Genomic DNA, 23,536 nt, shown 5'->3' with positions numbered 1-23,536 from the left:
ATGGGACAAATATTACACGGCTGTGCCAAAACGACAGAGGCAATACGTTTCGCAATCCAAAATAGTCAAGAGAGCTTAAAGACTTTAGCAAGAAAATATTCTATTAATCCTAAAACAGTTGCTAAGTGGAAGAAACGAACTACATTACAAGATACTTGTATGGGTCCCAAAGAACCATCTTCTACAGTATTAACTTCTGAAGAAGAAGCTATGTGTATAGCATTTCGTAAACACACTTTATTATCTTTAGATGATTGCTTATATGCTTTACAAGTTAGTATTCCCAAGCTTACTAGATCTTCTTTACATAGACTTCTTCAACGCCATAATGTTAGTAGGTTACCGGAAGTAAAAGGAAATAACAAAACCAAGAAGAAGTTTAAACTTTATCCAATTGGTTATTTCCATATAGATATTGCTGAAGTCAAAACAGAAGAAGGTAAACTCTATCTATTTGTTGCTATTGATCGCACTTCAAAGTTTGTGTATGTAGAACTTTTACCAAGATGTACCAAGACAGAAACAGCACAATTTCTTCGTAATTTAATTAAAGCTATACCTTATAAAATTCATACTATTTTGACAGATAATGGTATTCAATTTACTAACAGAACAGTAGATAAGCATGCTTGGATGCATATTTTTGATCGTATTTGCTATGAATACAATATTGAACACAGGCTAACAAAAGTTAATCATCCATGGACTAATGGACAGGTAGAACGTATGAATCGTACTATTAAAGAGGCAACTGTTAAACGTTTTTATTATGACAATCATCAGCAACTTAAACAACATTTATATGATTTTATCAATGCCTACAATTTCGCAAAAAGACTTAAAGCTCTTAAAGGTTTAACTCCTTATGAATTTATCATAAAAACATGGACATCTGATCCAAATAAATTTATTATTAACCCTAACCACCACACCTTGGGACTAAACACCTAGGTTTTGAGCTGGTTACAATAGAACCTTGCTAAAATACTTTTTAGCAGTTTCTTAGAAGAAGTGGCGTCAAAATCAAGTATCAACTGTTTTGGTGCAATTCTATGAGATTCGATAAACTTGTCAATCATCAGCTTGTGAGCTTTAAAAGCAAATTGACGCTCTGCTTTGTTTTCTAAACGACACAAAGTAGAGCTACTAGCCATATCATCAACTGTGTCTATACTTGTTTGCAAAGCTGGACACTTCCTTAAATTATCGTGATCATTTAAATCTTCATAACCAAGAGCAATCGAGTAAATACGCTGTTTTAGCATTGTGAGAATAGTATGAGTAATTTTATCAGAATCTCGCTTATCAGGAAAATTTTTAGCCAGTTCATTGGTTAGACCAAGCCTCTTATCTGCTTCTCTTAGCAATAATACACCTCCATCACTGCTAATATTACCTCCTGTAAAATTTATTTCTATTTGACGATTTTTTACTTTCGATTGGTAATTTAATCCTGTACAATTTGTCATGACAAAACCTTCTGTGTAATGTTCTTTTAACACCGATATTATACCATATTACCAGGGTTTTGTCTCCTGACTTTCATGCATTATTCAGGTTAAGCTTATCCTCACTTCAGATGTATCAAAATTTACTCACCAAAAAATCGGTAATTATAGTTGTCGCCACACACATATGTTAAGTGCTACACTATGGCCCTACATTCGCGTATATTAAAAACTGCAACTTATCGCTCAAGATGCCGATCTGAAGAATTACTTCTCTGCAATTTTTTCTGGTGAACAAGATTATTCTCTTTTTGTAATAAATCTGGCATAGATTTACTTTTTCGTAATTGTTTTATAACCGCAGGTGTTACGATCTCCTCAGCAGACTTCTTGGCAGCACTCATAGCTTTACTTAACGAACTATTACTTTTGACCTCAGGTTGCTCATAAAAAGGATCATGTGCCCTACCCAAATCTTTTAAAAAGCTTAGCATGCCTTTTGCCGCTGATACTAGTCTATTACTACTTTTGCCCTTTTTTTGATTTTCGGTTTCTTGTTCATTAGATTTCTCACTAGGCTGGTCATTAGATTTTGCTTCAAGCTTATTTACTGTTGCGTGAAGCATATCTCGTTTTTGCTCATCGGTTAATTTTCTATAATTTTTGTCGAGGCTTATTTCAGTTAAAACTTCTTGATATATATCAAATTTATTTTGTTTTTGTTCATCGGTTAGCTTGAAATAATCTTTATCTCTTATCAGTTCAGACAAAGCAGCAGTTTGAATATGTTGTTTTTGGGTAATCTCATGCAATTCTCGTAAATTACGATAATCTGCAACATCATCCTTACGAAGTTCATCATTAATATTGATTTTAAATGCTGTAACAAGATCAGCTGATTGTTTTTCAGTTAAACCTGCATTAATCAAAGAAATTGCTGAAGCTGCACCAGATTTAACTGCCGCAGCAATTTTAACAGGATTACCACTGCTAGCTGCAACTATATTAGATGCTAAACTAGCTGCATCCTGAATATTATCCATGAAAAATTTGCTTGTACTGAATGCCAGTTCTGCTTTGGAAGATAAATAATGGTAATGTTTATTCTCTTCACCTAGGACACATGTTGGAACATATAATTTCTTTTCCAACAATTGAGCTAATTTTGAATCCAGTGTTAATAAATATTGTTGTTTGCTTATATCTCCTCGATTTTGCATTAACAGGTCATTTTCTAGAGCAAGCTTACGAAGCTTTCTTGTTTTGATAGTCTCAGCTATCATTCCACCCGCCACCCCAACTAGGGTTACTGAAGCTAGGGCTAAAGCTGTAGGGGGTGAAATTCCAGCTAATACTACTATTGCAAGTGTAGCTGTAATAGCACGGCTTACAGCACTACCAAGTGCAACCTTGGCTAATCTTGTATTTAACAGCCAATCTATAGCCTTGAAAGCCTTGGTATTTTTTGTCCAATCCCAAGCAGATGTAGCTTTATCAATTATGTAAGAAAAAGCTCTTTTTATTCTTGGTTCTTTCTTTATTTCTTTATTTTCTTGTTCTAAAGTCTTTAGAAATTCATTTGAAATTCTAATTTCATTTGTTTTAACTGATTTTAATTTCTCACTTTTCTCTTGCTCAATTATTGACAAATCATCCTTACTTCTTATCGTTTTTACAGAAGAAGTAGCTTCTAACTTATTTACCCGTTCAATCTCCATATCGTCAAGGCTTTGGCTTTTTACAACTCTTGCTTTTCTTTCTTTTGGTTGAATTATTTGATTATCTAATGAATTGCTTAGAGTTTCATCTAGAGGAGATAGTTTTAATTCATCCAGCTTCTCTTTATTACTAGGATCGTCAATTGTAGTATTATCTATCTGAGAAGTTTTAAGGTTCTCAAACGATGTAGATTCTTTTTCATCATGTATCATAATATGCCGCCCCATAAATATAACATAAAGTTAAAGACTGATTCTATAATAAATAGACTTATTCAGCAATAAATTATTCTAGTAGCAATTCTACCACAAGCCTAGTACTTTCCACCACATACCACCTATAAAAATCCATATAGTGCTATATACTAGACTCATAACAAAACCAAGATACCACCATGTTCTAACCTTCATATACCCTGTTCCAAAATATATTGGAGCACTACTAAGCCCATAATGAGTAAGACCCGAAGACAATATTGATAAGAAACTAAGTAGCAATGCAGATAATAAACCAGGCATTTTAGCATGCGTAAATAACGCTAGAAAAGTAGGAAAAAGTATAACAATATGAGTTGTAGTACTAGCAAAAAAGTAATGTATATAAAAATATATTACAGAAAGTATAATTATACCAATCATTGGAGAAAAGAAACATAATAAATTATCTCTAAGTTTATCACTAATCCACGATATTAAACCAAAATCAGACAAGAACCCTGAAATCATAACTAAAGTGCCATACCAAATAAAAGTATGCCATGCCCCTTTATCTGCAAGATTATCTTCAAACTTAATTACTTTGCATAATAATAAAACGCATACGCCTAGTAGTGCGACTGTAGTAGCTGATAATCCCCATTTACTGCCAACCATCCATAAAAAAATTAAAAGGATAAAAGTTATTAGCATAATAATTTCTTGAAATGATATATTACCCATTTTTTGCAATTTTTCCTTGGCTATTTGCATAGCAGATGGATCGTATTTAATTGAGGGTGGATGTAAATAACAAATAATAATAGGCATTACTATAAGAGAAATTATACCTGGTATAATGGCTGCTGTCGCCCAATCATTCCATGAAATTATAATGCCAACATCAGCTGCGAACTTAACAGCCAAAGGATTAGCAGCCATAGAGGTAATAAACATAGTGCTAGTTATTACGTTTGATTGGAAGATTACTTTCATAAGAAACCCACCATTATGCACAGACGCTCCAGGATGTGTTTCATCAGAGTAGACCTTACAGAGTGACTGAGCAATAGGAAAAATTATTCCTCCTCCCCTAGCACATACGCTAGGAATAAAAGGGGCAAGTATGAAATCAACAATTACAAGAGCATATGCAAGACCAAGAGTGCTTTGTCCGACAAATAGAATGATGTAATAAGCGAGTCTCTCCCCAAATCCTGTTTTTATAAAACCATGAGCCATAAAGAAAGAAAACAACACTAGCCATATGATGCTATGACTAAACCCTGATAGAGCTTGTTCTAAGGAAAGGGTTTGAGTCAGAACACAACAAGCTATGCTAAGTAAAGCGATAGCACCCATGGGTAAGGGATTAAGAACTATAGCTGTAATAGTGGTAATAAATATAATAGAAAGATGCCAAGACTTAATATTTAGTCCTTCAGGAGGTGGTATATACCATATTACACAAACCAAAATAACAAGAATTAGAATAGATAATTTTTTGTTCCAATTAAGCATAATTTAGGTATAATGAATTTGTTACAGGATCAAATAATGCTTGAGTTCTTCAATTTAAATAATGAACCTTGTCTATTCTTGCAAATAATAATTGCGTAATATAATTAATTGTCAAGAATAAAAAAATATTTTTCATTTGCATGCAGTAGATAAATATGGAAAAAATATTTTTAAGAAAAAATTAACAAGAGAAAAGTTTTTAGATTTTATGGCTAACCAACCAAAATCATTAGTTGGAATGGAAACCTTTGGAGGTTCTAATCATTGGGCTAGAGAGATAGCAAAATTTGGTCATGATGTCAAGTTGATGGCATCACAATTTGTTAAACCATATGTTAAAAGCAATAAAAATGATTTTAAAGATGCAGAAGCAATATGCGAAGGGGTAGGTCGTCCTATGATGAGATTTGTCCCAATAAAGTTGGTAGAGCAACAGGATGTTTTGTCTATTCACCGAGTTCGAGAAAGATTGGTAAAAAATCGTACAGCTTTGGCAAATGAAATTAGGGGTTTATTGCATGAATTTGGCGTAACTATACGCAAGAGGAGTAAATAAGATAATTAGCCATGTAAATACAGCTATGGACGGTAATAAATTAAGTAATAAAAGTAAAGAGACGTTTGCTTTATTACTAGAAGAATTTAGAGATAATAATAAGAGAATTATAGATTTAGAAAAACGATTAAATCAGATCGCTAAAAATAATGAGAACCATGCTAAATTAATGGCAATACCAGGGGTAGGTTTAATAACTGCAACGGCATTAACAGCCTCAATTGGCAATGCAGCAAATTTTGAAAATGGTCGACAATTATCAGCATGGCTTGGTTTAGTACCAAAACAGTACTCAACTGGTGGAAAAGAAAGGTTGCTAGGAATTAGTAAAAGAGGCGATATATATTTACGTAATTTATTAATCCATGAAGCCCGTTCTATTTTTACAGCTAGAGTATTGAGAACTAAAAAATTGGATAAAGTAACAGATGATAAGAGCAAATTCACTGATTGGATGCTCAAATTACAAGAGAGAAGAGGTTATAATACCAGTGTAGTGGCAGTAGCAAATAAATTAGCAAGAGTAGTATTTGTGGTACTGAGAAATGATCAGTCATACAGTGAAACAAAAGTATGTTACTAAAAGTTTAATATTAATTATTTTTATGAAGGTGGCTGATTTTTTAAAAATTTAAATAAATAAGGTTTAAATTTTAAAAAATCAGCGGTTGGAATAAAATAATTAAAGTAAGGAATTCCTACCAAGGAATATGCGAGAGATGATAATATTGATGGTGAATAAGACAAACCTTAGCTTACGAAAAAACTGACGGTGTCATAGGCTCATAGAAGCCGTAAGAATGATAATGTTAAAGATCGTAAGTTAGCGAATTCCATCAGGGCTAAGGCACTTTATTGAGCCTTAAGTCGAATACATGACTGCATTTGCTTTTTTTCTGTCAAGTATTATTTTTTTTCTTGCATTTTTGGGTAGTTCCATACATGAATAAGAGTCTATCTAGAACATTGACTGGCTAGCTATAAATAAATCTAAGATTTTAAGATATATGTCTGTGTTACCTATTGTGACTGCTCCGGATTCAAGATTAAAACAAAAATCTTTGTCAGTAGGTACAGTCAATGATATTATAAGAAAGTTGATGGATGACATGGTTGAAACCATGTATCATGATCAAGGGGTAGGGCTTGCAGCAATTCAGATCGGAGTAGCTAAACGTATATTAGTAGTTGATTTACAGAATAATGACGATACGGAAAGAGATGCAGATTTTTATCCATTATTTATCGTAGACCCAGAAATAATAGAAAAATCTAAAGAATTGGTTGTAGCCGTAGAAGGGTGTTTGTCTTTGCCGGAACAACAGGTTGAAGTAGCAAGGTCTGAGTCTGTAAGTATAAGGTTCTTAGATTATAATAATAGGCAGCAAGAATTAAAAGCTGGTGGTTGGCTGGCTAGGGTTATTCAACATGAAATGGATCATTTAGATGGTAGGTTATTAGTTGATCATTTGAGTCCTTTAAAAAAGGATATAGCGTTACGTAAATTAAAAAAGCTAAAAAATAATAATTTATGAAAGTAATTTTTATGGGTACGCCAGAATTTGCCGTACCCACTCTTAGAAAGTTAATTAACAGCAATGACCACCAAGTGGTTGGTGTATTTACGCAAATGCCAAAATTCAAAGGGAGGGGACTAAATGAGATTGCATCGCCAGTGCATCATTTGGCATCAAAATATAACATTGCAACTTACACCCCTAAGACTTTAAGAACCGAAGAGATAACCAATTTAATTAATTCAATTGAGGCGGATATAATAGTGGTAGTTGCTTATGGGTTTTTAATACCACAAGTGATCCTACAAGCTAAAAAATATGGATGCCTTAATATTCATCCGTCAAGTTTACCAAGACATAGGGGGGCAGCTCCATTGCAGCGTACTATTATAGAAGGTGATTTAGAAACTTCTGTGTGCATAATGCAGATGGATGAAGGGTTTGATACTGGTGATATTATATTGCAGCATTCATTGTCACTTTCTCCTAGAATAACTTTACCAATTTTGCATGACCAATGTGCAAAAATAGGAGCTGATTTATTGATTAAAACCTTAGATAATATTGATAATTTACCAAGAATTACCCAAGATAAAAACGGTATAACTTATGCTCATAAACTTAAGAAAGAAGAGGGAAAGATAGATTGGCATGAGACCGCCTACAAAATAGATTGTAGAATTCGAGGTATGAACCCTTGGCCTGGTGTATATTTTGAATATAAAGGTAAAATTATAAAGATTCTAGAAGCTTGTTACAATGATTTGGATGTTAATTTGCCACCTGGTACCGTGGTTAATAATAATAGTGCCTTGGAGATAGCTTGCGGTAAAGGCAGTTTGATCATTCAAAAATTACAGCAAGAAGGAAGAAAAATCTTAAGTGCTGAAGAGTTTATGCGTGGATTACAAATCCCTCTAATGGTATTTGGTTAATTAATTAGTCACCTTACATATGGCATTTAAAATCGTAGAGAAAACAGCACAATGTCATGTACGGCACTACCCAAGAATGCAAGGAAAAAATAATACTTGACAGAAAAAAAGCAAATGCAGTCACGTATTCGACCTCAGCAGGTTATAAAAAAGATAGCCAAGATCAAGAAGCTTTAGGGCGTAGTAAAGGAGGTTTTACTACTAAAATCCATGCCTTAGTTGATGCTCTTGGTAATCCTTTAAAATTTATTTTAACTGCAGGTCAAAGACATGACATTACACAAGGCAATTCGTTGGTTAAAGATATTAAAAATACTATGCTCCTTGCCGATAAGGCATATGATAGCAATGCTTTCATTGAGCAGCTTGAAGAGCAAGATTGTATAGCTGTTATTCCATCAAAAAAGAACCGAAAACAGCAAAGGGAGTACGATAAACGCATAAAAACTACAATCTATATACCGTGACGAAAAATTAATCATCATTTTTCCTGCAAAGAATTTTGCTCCAAACGACTTTTAAGCCCTGTGAAATCGACTATTTTTGCATCTTGCTCTTGGCAAGCACAAGTAAAAATATACCTATTTTTGTCTGTAATTTGTTGAATACATTGCCCACAAATGCCTTTCATCATACATTGCATAGGAGAGTTAATGCTTACTATTAATTGGGGTTTTTTACCAAAAAAATCATCTTTTATATCTCTTATAGCTTGCATCATTTCTGAAATACCGGCGGCTATTATCCGATCTATAGTCATATCTTTCCAAAGAGAACAATACCCCATTATAGCATACAACAAATCACCCTTAACACTAATATCCTGCGACCGATTTTTTGATAAAATTCCCTCCTCACAACACCAAATTACTATATCAGCTGATTCCTCAATTTTCTCTTGATAAAACCTATCTTGTAAATTTTTATAACCAGCAAAATATATAATTTTACAATTATTATTTTTAAGAGCCTTAGCTATTGAACATAAAACCGTATTTCCAACCCCTCCACCAACAAGGACTATATTGCTATCCTTTAGTATCTCTGTTGGTCTACCATTAGGTCCCATTAATACTACCTGCTCATTTTTCGATAGATCTCTACATAAACTACTTGATTTACCACTTTGCCAAACTATCAAATGAATTAATCCCTTTTCTGACTCAACATAAGCTCCAGCAACAGCTAAAGGTTCGATAATTTTTGAAATATCACTAGAATAATTTTGCAAACGAAAAAATTGCCCTGGTTGAAAATTTTGAGCAGCAAGAGGAGAATGTATTACAAGCTCTACTATTTTATCAGATAGAATATTAACTTCTTCAATACGACTCATTAATAGATAATCTAGTTTGGCAAAGAAATCTACATAATTACCAAAAAAATTTGGGCTATTTGTGGTAAGTTTTTTTCCGATATTTTTATATCCTTCTTTACTACTTGCTATGGCTTTAACCACACTTCCAGAATATGAAGGATTACAATCACCAAAGTAAGTAACGTTGTCTTCTAAATAATTACTTACTTCGTCTTTATCGATACCTATCGCCATAAGTACAGTTCGTGCCGCGAACTTTTTCTTTACACCTAAATTATCAAATTCTATCGATTGAGCATAGTTGTACTGATCAACATCAATACCCAAAGCTACCATATTTTCAACAAATTTCACACCGTCCCCCATAGCATACATCACTTCCTCAGGATTTAACTTATAGGCAGGAGAATCTTTTAAATTCCCCCTATAATAAATTGTTACTCCACCTAATTCATCTAAGATTTGCTTGATAGCTTGTTTATTTTGTGCTTGCTTAAATAATTTTGCATGTAAGATAAATTCTTCTGCTATTAATCTATCCTCATTTGTCCAATATTGTTCTGTATTCTTTCTGCCATTTTTTTCAACTGATAACTGATATTTCTTTAAAAACTTCTCTACTTGTAACTTATAATAATTTAAACTTTCAGTTGCTGCGTCAATAGCAGTCAACCCACCACCAATGATGATAACAGGCATCCTGATAAGTAGATTAGTAATAGATTGTTCTAAAAAAGCTCCTCCTGATTGTAAGGTCATTAGAAAATCGGATGCTGTTCTCACACCTTTGGCAAGAAAATTTCTCATCTCAACGATTTTGGGCTTGCCAGCCCCAACACACCAAGCAACATGATCAAACCCTAGGTGGAATGCTTGCTCCATAGTTATATTACTACCTAAGCTTACACCACCAAAAAGCTTAAACCGACTATTTCTTTGTAATATCAAACGTAATATCGTTAAATTATTTTTATCCCACCTTGGAGTAATACCATATTCAGCCACTCCGCCAAACCCTCTAGGAATTTTTTCTGATAAATTTTCTTTATAATCAGACCAATATTTAATAGGCTTGCTAATATCAAAAGGTAAAGGGGTGATTTTTAAACCATCTATAGCTACTACATCATGTCCGTCTCGTAGTAAATAATGACTTAAACTAAAGCCAGCTGGCCCTTGACCAACTACTAAAACCTTATAATTAGTTGGAACATTTGGTAAAGGAGCAAAAATGTTAAGTGGATTCCAATTGGTAAGTAATAAATATATTTCCACTCCATAAGGCAGAAGCAGAGTAGTTTCTAAGATATTGGATTCAACAAGAGGAATATCCACAGCTTCTTGTTTTTGATAAATGCAAGCATTGGAACAATCATTACAAATCCTATGACCAGTAGCTGCTACCATCGGATTATCAATGATAATAATAGCAAGAGCCGCTAAATTAAATCCTTTTGATTTTACGTAATTCATCTCAGATATTTTCTGCTTTAGAGGACATCCGGATTTTGATGGTACGGCTGATAATAATCCTTTAGAGCATGAATCTTTTTCCTGTTTATGACAATAGATACAATAATGGGTATTGTTTAAAACCGTACCTAAATTAGATGTAGAATCTAAATAATCAAATCCTATTCTTGCATGATTTCTATATTTAGCTACCTTATTAGTATCTATTAGATTCTCTTTATCTATTTTTTTTGGTAAAGAGAATAGTTGACTTTCGATGTTATAGCTAACACGACTAGCATTATGCCAAACGTCATTGCGAAGAGCTGCTTTAGTAGCGACGAAGCAATCCACATAATCATCATTTTCCTGGGTTGCTTCGTCATGCTTACGCATTCCTCGCAATGACGGAGCAATGCTAATCGGGTTAGCTATATTATAAACCATAAAAGCCGCATATTGTGCAGCTATATCTAACTCAAAAGCATATTTTTCAGCATCTAGTTGCCATTCTATTACTTGATGAGCAAATTTATTTGCAAAATCATTTTTGTCATTCCCGCGTAGGCGGGAATCTATATTCTCTATTTTTGCAGAGGGATGACATCCTATCCCCAAAAGTTTTTCCAGAGAACTTGATACTATATCAAAATCAATCTCTTGCAATTTCTCAATAGGATATTTTTTTACTGCAATACGCTGAACAAACTTTCTCTTACATTCATAAATTATATCAAACTCTTTATGACTAAGTCTTATATCTGCTATTTCTTGTTCAATACCAAATAATTCAGCTAAAAAATCATCGAAAATAGGTGAAATTTCTAATAAAAAATCTGAGTAATATTTCGTATCAACTTGTTCGGAATTAGCTCTTAATGATAAGATAGTTTGATAGAGAGAATTACTATGATTACTCAGGAAATTTAAAAAAATTTCATCTAATCTTCTTAGACCTTGTAAATTGTTTAAATCAACAAAATTTAATCCAAAGGCAAGTGTCATATAGTACTAATTATGGTTTTGTAGGTTTGCGTAGGTACAGTCCTAGTTAAATCAGTTCATCAAACAATGCCATTGCAAGAAGGCACTTTAGTCACATCTGTCGAAAGTTAGAAGGGGAAGCAGGTTTTGACTATCCCCAACGTCATGCAAGACTACGTAGTGTCGTGGTAACCGACTATTCAATTGCTTCCTTACCACTAAAGTGATTTCTCGTAATGACGGAGTGTTGTAAAGTTGTCCATCACTAATAGGTGTCAGTTTGCTGTGGATAAATGCTAATCAGGTTAGCTATATTATTTCTTCAGCTCATTTCCCACTTTTGTTAGTTAAAATTAATCCCATAATCAAATCATAAGCTCTAGCAAATTGATAATCTTTCTTATAAAGCTCGGATAGTTGGTCAGTATTCTTCGATTCGGTATTTTTTGTCTTATCCTTATCTTCCGTAACATCATCTGTTTTCTTCATAGGCTCTTTAACTTTATCTGTAGGATCTATTTTTTTATCATCCTCTTTTTTATTATCGTTTTTTAGGGAATTTTTTAAAGAAGCTTCAGAAATCCTTCCATCTATCATTTTTGTTTCAGGATACTCAATTTTTAGCTTCTCAACAAATATGTCAGGTTCTATACCCTCTGCTTGAATTGAACGACCACTAGGAGTATAATATTTAGCCGTGGTAAGCTTTACAGCAGCTCTAGGACTAATTAGAGAAAAGCTTTGTACTGACCCCTTACCGAAAGATTTTGTGCCAAGTATTATCGCTCTTTTATGATCCTGCAATGCACCAGCTACAATTTCAGCAGCTGAGGCAGAGCCAACATTAATAAGAGCGATCACCGGAACTAATGGGGCTTTTTCTGCAGATTTATTGCTATTAAATACGGAGTTACTATTTTTGGTTCTTCCCTTGGTAGTAACAATTATCCCTGAATCAATAAAATATTCGCTAACAGCAACAGCCTGGTCTAACAAACCACCAGGATTACTACGTAGGTCTAATATAATACCTTTTATGCCATTTTTACTGCCATCTTTCAACGTTTTCATAGATTTTTTTAATTCTGTAATGGTATGTTCATTAAACATCCCTATTCGTATATAAGCTATATTATTTCTTTCTAAATGAGCTTTTACTGGGGTAATAGTAACCACTTCGCGGGTAAGTTCAATTTCTCTTGGCTTAGATTCTCCTTCTGTAACTACCAATAATTTCACCTTTGTCCCTGGCTCTCCACGCATCTCTTTAACAGATTTACGAAAACCCAAACTTGATACAAGTTCATCATTAACTTCTACTATATAGTCTCCGGCTTTTATACCTGCCTTATGAGCTGGTAAATCATCAATAGGGGAAACAACTTTGATCGCTCCGTTATCATATTGCACTTCCACACCAATGCCTCCAAATTCTCCTTTAGTATCATTAAGAAAATCTTTTAAATCATCATCAGTAAAATAGCTAGAATGAGGATCTAGCGAAGTTAACATGCCTTCTATAGCCGCATCGACCATTTTTTGTTTTTCAGGTTCTTGGACATAGTCTTTATTAATACGTTCAAAAACCTCTTGAAATTGTTTGAAATAAGCTGGATTTAATAGTTCGTCCTTTTTCTTTGCTTCCTCAGCAAATGTGATATTAACACAAAAGATAAAACTTGATAATAATATTGTAATTGAACGTATGAACATAGTACTCCTATAAATTTAAAAAACTGGTAAACGAAGTTCAAAATCAAGAATTGCTAGGAGTCTCCAAGTTGAGGAGCGGAACGTACTGCTAGACACTGTTATAGCACTTAACATATATGTTCATATTAGTGCTAGGTTATAAGAACGAACAACCGTCATATGTGGACGAAGTCCATTGATGGGTTTGGACGGAGTCCATGCCGTCATTGCGAGGAGTCACTTTAGGCGACGAAGCAATCCAAAAGTTGCAACAGCACGCTGTTCATTTGGATCGCCACGCCACTTCGTGGCTCGCGATGACGGTTGTTCGTTCTTATAACCTAGCACTAATATGAACATATATGTTAAGTGCTATAACAAAGCTTATTCAATTGGTAAATAAAGTCTTTTTAGCTGCAAATTATAAGATTTTTTTGAAATAGGTATACTATTCCGGCAAAAATCTTATTAATTTTCGCTAAAAAATCCATTAATTCATCAATCAAATAAGCTTTGTTAACAGTGTCTAGTACGTGGCTACCTGCAATCTTGAGAGACGACAACGCAATTATTGATTTTCTATCTGAGTATACTCCTAAATATCGAGATTGTTTATAATTGTATCCATTTTAATTAAAGCCTGATTATAAATGAACTGAAAACGCTTTTCTGGTTTTTTGCCCATAAGATCTTCTACCATCTTAGCAATATTATCAAAATCATCTATAGTAACTTTTAAAATTGACCTATTTTTTGGATTCATTGTTGTTTCTTTTAACTGAGCTGGCATCATTTCACCTAACCCTTTAAATCGACCAATATCTATTTTAGCCTTACTACTCTTTAATAATTTAGCAGTTAAATCAGTTTTTTGTTGTTCATTTACTGCATAGTAAGTTTTATTAGATTGTGTTAGTCTATAAAGCGGTGGTTTGGCAAGATATAAATGACCTGAGGATATTAACTTAGGCATACGTAGATAAAAGAACGTCATTAATAGCGAGGCAATGTGAGCTCCGTCAACATCAGCATCTGTCATAATTATTATTTTTTCATAACGCAAATTTTCCTCCCGATAATTTTTAAGACTACCACATGCTAGTGCCACCTCTAAATCTTGAATTTCTTGATTATTAGTAATCTTCTCAAAAGTTGCATTGGCAACATTCAGGATTTTGCCTCGAAGAGGTAAAATAGCTTGGGTTTCTCGATCTCTTGCCTGTTTAGCTGATCCTCCAGCGGAATCTCCCTCAACTAAAAATAATTCCGTTCCATTAGAAGACGTCCTTGTACAATCTGCTAATTTCCCTGGTAGTCGCAATTTTTGTGTAGCAGTCTTACGTGAAATATTTTTCTCGTTACGCTTATTTATTCGGTATTCAGCGATATTGACTATATGTTCAAGCAATTGGTTGGCTGCTAGTTTATTACTACTTAGCCAATGATCAAAATGGTCTTTAACAATGTTCTCTACTATTTTATTAATCCCAAGTGAAACCAATTTTTCTTTTGTTTGTCCTTGAAATATTGGCTCTTGGATAAATACAGAAAAAACAATAGAAGAAGTCTCAAGAATATCTTCAATAGTAAGTAAATTGGTCTTTTTATTGCCGATCATTTCGCCATATACCTTTATACCACGCAGTAACGCACTACGCAAGCCTTGTTCATGGGTTCCACCAAGAGGGGTAGGAATAGTGTTACAATATGATTGAATGAAAGGCTGGGCTTCATTCTTATGCCAAGCAATTGCCCATTCTACTTTTATGTGATCTTGGTCCCACTCAATATTACCACAAAAAATCTCTCCACTAACTAAATCTTCTAAATTTATTTTTGAAATTAAATAATCTTTCAAACCATCTGGGAAATGAATTAGAGCTGTGGTTGGTACATCACTTTTAGTCTCAACCTCACATTGCCACTCTATCGTTACTCCCCTATACAAATAGGCTTTTGATTTAGCTAATTCATATATTTTTTTTGGCGAAAAATATGGTTTCTCTCCAAAAATCTCCGGGTCAGGATGAAAATTGATAGATGTTCCCCTTAGTTTTTTTGCAATATCTTCACTGGTTAAATCATTCAATTTTTGCCCTTTAGAATAAGATTGCTTGAATAATTTACCCTGCTTGTATACCTTAACCTCTAAATGGTCTGATAAAGCATTAACAACAGAAATGCCAACTCCATGTAAACCACCTGCTGTTTGATAGACATTACTCGAAAATTTTCCACCCGAATGGAGATGAGTTAAAATTACCTCAAGAGCGGATTTCTCAGGGAATTTTGGGTGATTATCAACAGGAATTCCTCTGCCATTATCAGAGATAGTGATACTATTATTTACATGCATCTTTATGGTTATAACGCTAGCAAAGCCAGCAACAGCTTCATCCATAGCATTATCTAGCACTTCTGAAACAAGATGATGCATAGCATTTTCGTCCGTTCCACCAATATACATGCCAGGACGTTTGCGTACAGGCTCAAGCCCTTCTAATACTTCAATATCTTTTGCTGTATACGAATTATTAATTTTGGGCTTCTTCTCATTAAAGCTAAATAGATCAAGCATATTATGAATATTAACTTACAAATTTTTATTTAAGTATAGCTATCCGGATAAGTTACTGATATCTCAGGTGCTATTAGCGAGGAGTCACTTTAGTCACAACTGTTGAAAGTTAGAAGAAAGGGTTTTAAATAGGGTAACGTCATTGCGAGAAAGACCGTAGGTCGACGAAGCAATCCAAAAAAATAATCATAAGTGGATTGCTTCGTCGGCTTACGCTTTCTCGCAATGACAGCGGTTATAAGCCCACAACTTTTAAATTGCCATTATGACTTCTAAAACCGTTTCCTCTTCTAACTTTCAACAGTTGTGACTAAAGTGGCTTCTCGCAATGACGGATAGGTTATCTAGAACCTTAACGGGTTAGCTATAGATATACTATTTTGAAAGATAGAGAAAAGCAAGTATACATACAGCAAATGCTTGAAATACAACTCGTAACGACATTAACTTAGAACTAAATCTTTTGTCAAATTTCCCGCCAATAGCCATAGAGACAATGCCTATCACTAAGATTAATGTAGTCAAGCTTAAAGCAATTAATACATATACCACAAAATATATCTCTAAAAAGTGATTTTTATATATAGCTAACCCGGATTAGCATTACTTCGTCATGATGGAGTAATGTTAGTTGGGCTAGTTATAATAAACGTTTTTTAGACTTACAACCAATTTTTTACTTTTTTAAACATTAAATGATTTCCCACATCCACAACTACCTTTTTCATTTGGATTATTAAAAGTAAACCCCGATTTAAACTTATCTTCTACATAATCCATTTCACTTGCTAGAAGATACATTAGAGCTTTTGGGTCGATTAATATTCGTACACCTTTATCTTCTATCACCTCATCAAACTTATTTTTGACATCCGCATATTCTACATAATAAGATAAACCAGAACAGCCTCCAGACTTTACGCCAACCCTAATACCAAAAGACGGTTTATTACGTTTATCTATCAGCCTCTTTATTTGCTGGGCTGCTGCATCAGTCAATGACATAACGTTTTTCATAATAGTTACTATGATTTTTTAGTTCTATAATCAGCTATTGCCGCTTTTATGGCATCTTCTGCCAATAAAGAACAATGGAGTTTTACTGGTGGCAAAGATAATTCCTTAGCTATTTCAGTATTTTTTATACTACCAGCCTCATCAAGGGATTTACCCTTAACCCATTCAGTTACTAAAGAGCTTGAAGCAATAGCAGAACCACAACCAAATGTTTTAAATTTGGCATCTGTAATAATTCCATCCTCACTAACTTTAATTTGTAGCTTCATTACATCACCACAGGCAGGAGCTCCCACGAGACCTGTTCCAACATATGCATCATTTTTGTCTAATGACCCTACGTTACGCGGATTTTCGTAATGATCCAGTACTTTTAAACTATAGCCCATGTTATTTCCTATATTAATAATTAAGATTTGTCAGTGTACCGCCCACTTGATTTGCTTTAAATTAACTCCTTCTTGAACCATCTCCCAAAGAGGGCTTAGTTCTCTTAACTTGTTAATTTTTGACTTTATTAACTCTACAGCATAATCTATTTCTTCTTTAGTGGTAAATCTACCAATACCAAACCTAATAGATGTATGCGCCATTTCTTCATCAACTCCCATAGCTCTTAACACATATGACGGTTCTAGCGAAGATGAGGTACAAGCCGAACCAGATGAAACGGCTAAATCTTTAATAGCCAATATCATCGACTCACCTTCAACATAAGCAAAACTTAAATTTAGATTTCCCTTATATCTCATATTTATATCACCATTTAAATAGACATCAGCAATTTGTTTAGTAATATTATTATAAAATCTATCAAAAAGCTCTTCTACCAGTATGGCATCTTTTGCCATTTCAGATAGAGCTAATTCGCTAGCGCTACCTAGTCCAACAATTAAAGGAGTTGGTAGAGTTCCAGAACGCATGCCTCTTTCCTGCCCACCACCGTTTAAAATCGGCACTAATCGTACTCTAGGTTTTTTCCTTACATATAAAGCTCCAATACCTTTGGGACCATAAATTTTATGCCCTGAAATACTTGCCAGATCAATGTTGCAATCATTAACATCTATGGGAATTTTACCATATCCTTGGGCGATATCTGAATGAAAAAACACCCCTAATTCTCGACAAATTTTACCAATTTCTTTAATTGGTTGGATGACACCTATTTCATTATTTACCGCCATCACTGATACCAACATAGTTTGGTCAGTTATGGCATCTCTTAATTGTTGTAAATCAATCAAACCACTTGGCTGAATTGGCAAATATGTTACCTTAAAACCTTCATTTTCTAAATGCCGACAAGCATCTAAAACGCATTTATGCTCACTTATCACTGTCACTATGTGATTTTTTTTACTACCATAGAATTTAGCAATACCTTTTATTGCTAAATTATTAGACTCCGTAGCTCCAGAAGTAAAAATAATTTCTTTAGGATCTGCACCAATAAGCTTTGCTATTTGTTCTCTTGACTTTTCCACAGCCTCTTCGGCTTCCCAACCAAAAGAATGACTCCTAGAGTGCGGATTACCAAATTTAGTGGTAAGATATGGCAACATACATTCCAAGACCCTTGGATCCATAGGAGTTGTTGATTGATAATCCATATAAATCGGTAGTGATTTACCACTTAATTTTACTTTTTGTCTTAATTCTTCTAATTTATCCATTTGAGTACACTTCTTCAAACGCTTTAACAAATGTCACAACATCTTCAATAGTTTGTTGATAATCAAAACTCACCCTAATCGAAGACCTAGCATCATCCTCACTAAATCCCATAGAAGATAATACATGTGATTTACCAACTTTCCCTGATGAACAGGCAGAACCGGAACTAACCGCTATACCCCGTAAATCAAAAGCTATCAACTTGGTTTGTGCATCAGTTTTGGACACAATCATCAAGGTAGTATTAGGTAGTCTTTCAACATTTTTTGACACTATTTTTACATTTTTATAGTTGAGTAAATTTTGCTCCAAATATGTTTGTAATTTCTTCATTTTATTATATCTATCTTCTACCTCATTAGCAGCTATTGATGATGCAAGCCCAAACGAAGCGATTGCTAGCACATTTTCTGTACCTGATCTAATATTTCTCTCTTGCCCTCCACCAATCATCATCGCTTTAAGCGTATGTCCTGCCTTGACAATTAAAGCACTACTTCCCTGCATGCCCCCTAATTTATGAGCCGATATAGTAGCAAAATCAACTGCTAATTCTTTAATATTGACCGGCATTTTACCAACTGCTTGTACGCAATCACTATGAAATACCGCACCATATTTTTTGGCAATTTTAACTATCTGTTGTATATTTTGTACAACACCGCTTTCATTATTAGCCAACATCACAGAAACTAGTTTTTTACTAGCTAGACTTGCCAATAATAATTGCTCTAAATGGTCAATATCAACAATGCCATCACTATCAACACGGATAATTTTAATATTATCTCGATATTTAGTGTGATCAAAAATCGATAAATGCTCTATGCTAGAAACAAAAATTTCTCCATCATAATAATTACTCATCAGTAAATTATTACTCTCTGTGCCAGAGGAAGTAAAAATTACCTGATATTCCCTAGAATTTATATCAATGCCAACAGATTTCGCGACCTGCTGCCTAGCTATTTCCACTAAACTCCGAGCATAACGCCCATTTGCATGAATAGAAGATGGATTATAATATGTCTCTTTCATCAAGCCCTCCATCAGCTCCTTAACCTTTGGATGAATATTAGTAGTAGCATTATGATCTAAATATAACATAATTTATCAGTCCACTAATATAAAAGCTGTAAAAAAATAATTTTTATATTAGTTTAATACGTGGAAGTTTATAGCTAAAGCATATCAGCTATAGAAATAGTATCAAAATAGTTCCTTATATGTCGACTTAAACCCAACCATAAATGATGAGCATTACATTGCACTTTATTAGGCACACAGCTACCTCCAGATTTCCCTAAACATCTAGTCATTTCAATATTCTCATCTACCGCATCAATAATATTAGCAATCTTGATATTATCTAATTTCTCATTAATGATGTAACCGCCTTTTGAACCTTTTACTGATCTAACTATGTTAGCCTTCTTAAGTTTTGCAAAAATTTGCTCCAAATAATTAACCGGTATATGTTGTTTTGCTGAAATTTCAGTCAAGGTAACAGGCATATCAGACACTTTTGATGCGATTTCTAAGATTGCCATCACCGCATATCGCCCTTTTGTAGTTAATTGCATACAAACAACTCCACCAATTATGCTAACCTAGGTTCTAAATAACTTCTTCGTCATTGCGAGAAAGATCATAGGTCGACAAAGTAACCATAAGTGGGCTGCGTTGTCGTGCTTACACAGTCTTTGCAGTGATATTTAAGAACTTATCCATGGCGTCATCTTAGAATATCCTACTAATTTAGTCAAGTATTATATCAACAAAAGGAAAATCCTATTGACAGTAACAAAGTTGCTAACTAAACTTTACTTACCACTACTATAAAATGAATTAATATTATAAATTTTAAAATGGAGAGTAAATATGTCTAAAAACCAAGAAGATAATGCTACTTTTACAAACGAAAAAACAACAGAAGAGCAACGCAATAAACATGGGAAATTTTTAGCATCTTTAGAAAAGTCCCGAGCAGAACTTGAGGAAAAGTCAGTAGAAGAAATTGAAAAATTGGACATGTTAGACTTGGCTAAGTATTTTTGCGATGATTATCTGCTTATCACAAAACATCAAAAACAGAGCCAAATTTATTCTGATCTCAGCAACCTCGAATCTAGCAGTGAGGAGCTAAAACACAAAGCGTATATCTATCTAGACGAACACACTAAACCTGATATGAACAAATTTATATCAACCTTTAATATTCTGAGAGTTAAGACTTTAAATTTGTCAGAAACAGAAATGTATAATGCATTCACTACCTTGGAAGTGATCAAAAATAAATTGAGACACTTACCAGACTCACTTGACTATGACGAAATATCAAATCTCAAGTCTTCAGTTGGAAATACACTGTCTAATATTGTTATTCGTTATGGGGAATTGTTAGGGTCTTCTTATAACCGAACGACTTTTGAAGAAACTAATCTTGCTGAAGAACAGAGTTCTACTGACAATGTTAGCGATGAAACATTACCAGAAGTAACAATGTCATTTAATATATCCGAGCAATTGCAAACCCTAGATAATAATATTCAAGTATCTACAACTGGTTCTAGTAGTTTGAGTGATGATGATATAGTTTAAATACACTGGCACAAATAGATATCTAAACTCTACAAAATTTTAATAGTTTACATATTGTAGCGGATCAACAGCTAGCTTTCCTTGGCGAATAGCAAAATGTAGCTGAGGATATTCAGCGTCTCCAGTACTTCCTACATGTCCTACTACCTCTCTTTGAGAAACTGTGACTCCTTTTTGAACAACTAGGTCCTGTAAATGAGCATAAGCAACATAAAGATCACTATTATCTAACTTTATTATTACTAAATTACCAAACTTCGGATCATTATCTGCAAACATTACTTTACCTGACGCGATAGATTTTACAATAGTACCTTTATTTGCAGCAATATTAACTCCTTTGCTTTTTCCTTTAGATGTTTGTTCACCAAATTTGACAATAATTTTTCCTTCAATTGGTTTGATAAATTTTGGTGTATTAATTGATACAGCATTTCCTGCTTCTCTTATGGATATTTCTTGATTTTTTTTATTTAATAGCTTAGTATTAACTTTGATCATGATAATTTGAGATTTGTTAAGATGATATGGTGTGGACATATTATTTAGCTCAGCTAGTTCCTCAACCGTTTGATCATACTCATTGGCTATCGATTCTAATGTTTCTCCTGGTTGCACCTCGCGGTAGATTGTCTTGTTATCATCTAGTTTTACTCTTGGAACTATTATTACATCATCCTGATTTTGAGTCTTTATAGCATGACGCTCTTGTAAAAAACCAGTCGGAACATCAAAATCTTTTTCTTTTTCACCAAGCTCTCTACCTATTATTTCACCTTCATCACTTTCTAATATATTGTTATTTTCGGAATATGTTGTAGTTGGTGGTTTTATGGTTATAGATTTTTGGGAAAAATCCTTTCCACGATTATATTCAATAGGAGCTGGAGGTTGAGTAGCACACCCAGAAATCATAAATATTACAAAACAGATAAAAAATATATTATTATTCATAACTAACCAATAATTTACCAAAAAATTTGCAATTTTATTATTATGCAATAAACTAACTTTAATGTACAATGAATTCTAGTATTTTTTTACCAAAATTACGTAATTATGAAAACTTACAGTGTTCTAATAGCCAGTGACCATTCCGGATTTTTACTCAAAAGCAAAATTATCAGCTATTTAAACAATAAAAATATATCTATCTTTGATTGTGGTGCTTATAATCAAGAAATAGTGGATTATCCAGATTACTCTAAAAAAGTTGTTGATGGAATTTTAGAAAATAGAGCTCCTTTAGGAATTTTAATTTGTGGAACTGGTATAGGTATGTCAATTGCTGCAAATCGTACGTCTGAAATAAGGGCTGCTTTATGTTTTGACTTATTTATGGCAGAAAGATCAAGGGCGCATAACGATGCTAATATAATAGTGTTAGGAGCTAAAATACCAAATGAGGAACTAGCATGTCAAATGGTTGATAAATTTTTAACCACCAAATTTGAAGGCGGGAGACATAGTGCTAGATTATCAAAAATAAACTAACTATTCGACTTTCTCTAAAAATGAAGAAAAGAGTAGGTTCTGTTGAAAACAACTAAATTACATAAGTCCTTTTTGAAGTTGCGCTAACAGTTATACACCTGAGCTTTTGTGCTTATTCTACATATAGCTATATATTCATGTAGCTATGGATAATGACAGCTACGGAGTCTGCTGGAAGGAAAAGGGGTTGCGTGGAAATGATATTAAAAGAGAGAATATATTTAGATATGAACTATTATAGTTGGTTAACAATAATAAGTTGTTTAGTAATTAACTGCTGCTCCACTATTCATGCTTCTAATACAAATGCTGAAATCAGTAGTCATATAAGCAATAGCCATATTGATAATAGATTTGCTGCAAGAATTGCTATTGTAGACGTACAGTCCATTCTAGAACATTCTGCAGCAATCCAGTCTATAAGAAAATATGTAGATCAGATAAGTAAAAAAATTCGACAAGATCTGTCAAAGAAGGATATGGAGCTTAAAGAAATAGATAATCTATTAATGGGAAAACGTAATTCTGTAAGTGAGTCAGCTTTTGAACAAGAAGTTAATGATTTTCATAAAAAAGTAAACATAGCCCAAAAAGAAATACAAGATAGGAAGATACGCCTTGAACAGGCTCATGCTGAGGGCATAGGTAAGGTACAAGAAACAATCATAAAAATTATAAATGATTTAGCAGAAAAGCATAATCTTGATTTAGTTATACCTAGTACTCAAGTTTTATTTGCTAAAAATACCTTAAATATTACACAAGAAGTGATAGTGGAGCTAAATAATAAATTAAAACATATTACAATTAACTATGAATAAGTTTCAGAGGCT

Annotated in this window: 21 protein-coding genes and 1 pseudogene; 8 read left to right on the top strand and 14 right to left on the bottom strand. The window is 33.6% G+C overall.

The features are described from left to right. On the top strand, positions 1-951 hold the full coding sequence (locus AAGD39_RS03135; protein WP_341757145.1) for an IS481 family transposase: 951 nt from the start codon (positions 1-3) through the stop codon (positions 949-951). Here the strand turns inward: AAGD39_RS03135 and AAGD39_RS03130 are convergent. The 3 genes from AAGD39_RS03130 to AAGD39_RS03120 form a co-directional block, all read right to left on the bottom strand. Next, positions 948-1,469 (bottom strand): transposase, encoded by a 522-nt coding sequence (locus AAGD39_RS03130; protein WP_341757144.1) that lies wholly within the window; start codon positions 1,467-1,469, stop codon positions 948-950. The two genes, AAGD39_RS03135 and AAGD39_RS03130, sit on opposite strands and share 4 nt — an antisense overlap. A 218-nt stretch (positions 1,470-1,687) precedes the next feature. Further along, positions 1,688-3,379, bottom strand: coding sequence for a hypothetical protein (locus tag AAGD39_RS03125; RefSeq protein WP_341757143.1), 1,692 nt, complete (start codon positions 3,377-3,379; stop codon positions 1,688-1,690). Between the two features lie 90 nt (positions 3,380-3,469). Next, on the bottom strand, positions 3,470-4,882 hold the full coding sequence (locus tag AAGD39_RS03120) for a DASS family sodium-coupled anion symporter (RefSeq protein ID WP_341757142.1): 1,413 nt from the start codon (positions 4,880-4,882) through the stop codon (positions 3,470-3,472). A gap of 127 nt (positions 4,883-5,009) precedes the next feature. On the opposite strand from AAGD39_RS03120, the pseudogene AAGD39_RS03115 reads away from it, so the two are divergent. The 4 genes and pseudogenes from AAGD39_RS03115 to AAGD39_RS03100 all read left to right on the top strand — a co-directional run bounded on the left by AAGD39_RS03115 (position 5,010) and on the right by AAGD39_RS03100 (position 8,357). After that, positions 5,010-6,021: pseudogene (locus tag AAGD39_RS03115) on the top strand (IS110 family transposase). A gap of 424 nt (positions 6,022-6,445) precedes the next feature. Further along, entirely contained in the window at positions 6,446-6,973 is a 528-nt protein-coding gene (def, locus tag AAGD39_RS03110; protein WP_341757141.1) for a peptide deformylase, read from the top strand. Next, positions 6,970-7,890, top strand: a complete 921-nt coding sequence (gene fmt, locus AAGD39_RS03105; RefSeq protein WP_341757140.1) for a methionyl-tRNA formyltransferase — start codon at positions 6,970-6,972, stop codon at positions 7,888-7,890. Before def ends, fmt begins: the two co-directional genes overlap by 4 nt. 56 nt (positions 7,891-7,946) lie before the next feature. Further along, complete coding sequence (locus tag AAGD39_RS03100; RefSeq protein ID WP_341757139.1) at positions 7,947-8,357, top strand: transposase; 411 nt, start codon at positions 7,947-7,949, stop codon at positions 8,355-8,357. A 14-nt stretch (positions 8,358-8,371) separates the two neighbouring features. Here AAGD39_RS03100 and AAGD39_RS03095 read toward each other — a convergent pair whose 3' ends face one another. From AAGD39_RS03095 to AAGD39_RS03050, 10 genes are all read right to left on the bottom strand, one after another. Further along, positions 8,372-11,665: an FAD-dependent oxidoreductase gene (locus tag AAGD39_RS03095; RefSeq protein WP_341757138.1), complete on the bottom strand. Its 3,294-nt coding sequence runs from the start codon at positions 11,663-11,665 to the stop codon at positions 8,372-8,374. 306 nt (positions 11,666-11,971) lie between these two features. Beyond that, entirely contained in the window at positions 11,972-13,357 is a 1,386-nt protein-coding gene (locus tag AAGD39_RS03090; protein ID WP_341757137.1) for a S41 family peptidase, read from the bottom strand. Positions 13,358-13,573: 216 nt separating this feature from the next. Further along, entirely contained in the window at positions 13,574-13,696 is a 123-nt protein-coding gene (locus tag AAGD39_RS03085; protein ID WP_341757136.1) for a hypothetical protein, read from the bottom strand. Positions 13,697-13,931: 235 nt separating this feature from the next. Continuing rightward, a complete protein-coding gene (parE, locus tag AAGD39_RS03080; RefSeq protein ID WP_341757135.1) occupies positions 13,932-15,914 on the bottom strand; it encodes a DNA topoisomerase IV subunit B in 1,983 nt (660 codons plus the stop codon). A 375-nt stretch (positions 15,915-16,289) separates the two neighbouring features. Next, on the bottom strand, positions 16,290-16,466 hold the full coding sequence (locus AAGD39_RS03075) for an HIG1 domain-containing protein (RefSeq protein WP_341757134.1): 177 nt from the start codon (positions 16,464-16,466) through the stop codon (positions 16,290-16,292). A 132-nt stretch (positions 16,467-16,598) separates the two neighbouring features. Further along, entirely contained in the window at positions 16,599-16,931 is a 333-nt protein-coding gene (locus tag AAGD39_RS03070) for a HesB/IscA family protein (protein WP_341757133.1), read from the bottom strand. An 8-nt stretch (positions 16,932-16,939) separates the two neighbouring features. Then, entirely contained in the window at positions 16,940-17,320 is a 381-nt protein-coding gene (gene iscU / locus AAGD39_RS03065; protein ID WP_341757132.1) for a Fe-S cluster assembly scaffold IscU, read from the bottom strand. Between the two features lie 30 nt (positions 17,321-17,350). Then, positions 17,351-18,607: an IscS subfamily cysteine desulfurase gene (locus tag AAGD39_RS03060; protein WP_341757131.1), complete on the bottom strand. Its 1,257-nt coding sequence runs from the start codon at positions 18,605-18,607 to the stop codon at positions 17,351-17,353. Beyond that, positions 18,600-19,715 (bottom strand): cysteine desulfurase family protein, encoded by a 1,116-nt coding sequence (locus tag AAGD39_RS03055; RefSeq protein WP_341757130.1) that lies wholly within the window; start codon positions 19,713-19,715, stop codon positions 18,600-18,602. The genes AAGD39_RS03060 and AAGD39_RS03055 overlap by 8 nt, the downstream gene beginning before the upstream one ends. A 74-nt stretch (positions 19,716-19,789) precedes the next feature. Continuing rightward, complete coding sequence (locus AAGD39_RS03050; RefSeq protein WP_341757129.1) at positions 19,790-20,191, bottom strand: Rrf2 family transcriptional regulator; 402 nt, start codon at positions 20,189-20,191, stop codon at positions 19,790-19,792. A gap of 298 nt (positions 20,192-20,489) precedes the next feature. Between AAGD39_RS03050 and AAGD39_RS03045 the strand changes: the two genes are divergently transcribed. After that, positions 20,490-21,209, top strand: coding sequence for a hypothetical protein (locus tag AAGD39_RS03045; RefSeq protein ID WP_341757128.1), 720 nt, complete (start codon positions 20,490-20,492; stop codon positions 21,207-21,209). 39 nt (positions 21,210-21,248) lie between these two features. Here the strand turns inward: AAGD39_RS03045 and AAGD39_RS03040 are convergent, their stop codons facing one another. Continuing rightward, positions 21,249-22,163: a murein hydrolase activator EnvC family protein gene (locus tag AAGD39_RS03040; RefSeq protein ID WP_341757127.1), complete on the bottom strand. Its 915-nt coding sequence runs from the start codon at positions 22,161-22,163 to the stop codon at positions 21,249-21,251. A gap of 105 nt (positions 22,164-22,268) precedes the next feature. Here AAGD39_RS03040 and rpiB point away from each other — a divergent pair, with 105 nt between their 5' ends. Next, the gene (gene rpiB, locus AAGD39_RS03035; RefSeq protein ID WP_341757126.1) at positions 22,269-22,703 is read left to right on the top strand and encodes a ribose 5-phosphate isomerase B; all 435 of its coding nucleotides are present in this window, start codon (positions 22,269-22,271) and stop codon (positions 22,701-22,703) included. A 197-nt stretch (positions 22,704-22,900) separates the two neighbouring features. After that, positions 22,901-23,524 carry an OmpH family outer membrane protein gene (locus AAGD39_RS03030; RefSeq protein WP_341757125.1) on the top strand — a complete coding sequence of 208 codons (624 nt, stop codon included), beginning with the start codon at positions 22,901-22,903 and terminating at the stop codon, positions 23,522-23,524. Positions 23,525-23,536: the final 12 nt, after the last annotated feature.

Source organism: Candidatus Tisiphia endosymbiont of Nemotelus nigrinus (assembly GCF_964026475.1).
Taxonomy (GTDB): Bacteria; Pseudomonadota; Alphaproteobacteria; order Rickettsiales; family Rickettsiaceae; genus Tisiphia.
The sequence above is the reverse complement of the archived record's forward strand: the minus strand, read 5'-3'. Positions and strand labels throughout refer to the sequence as shown.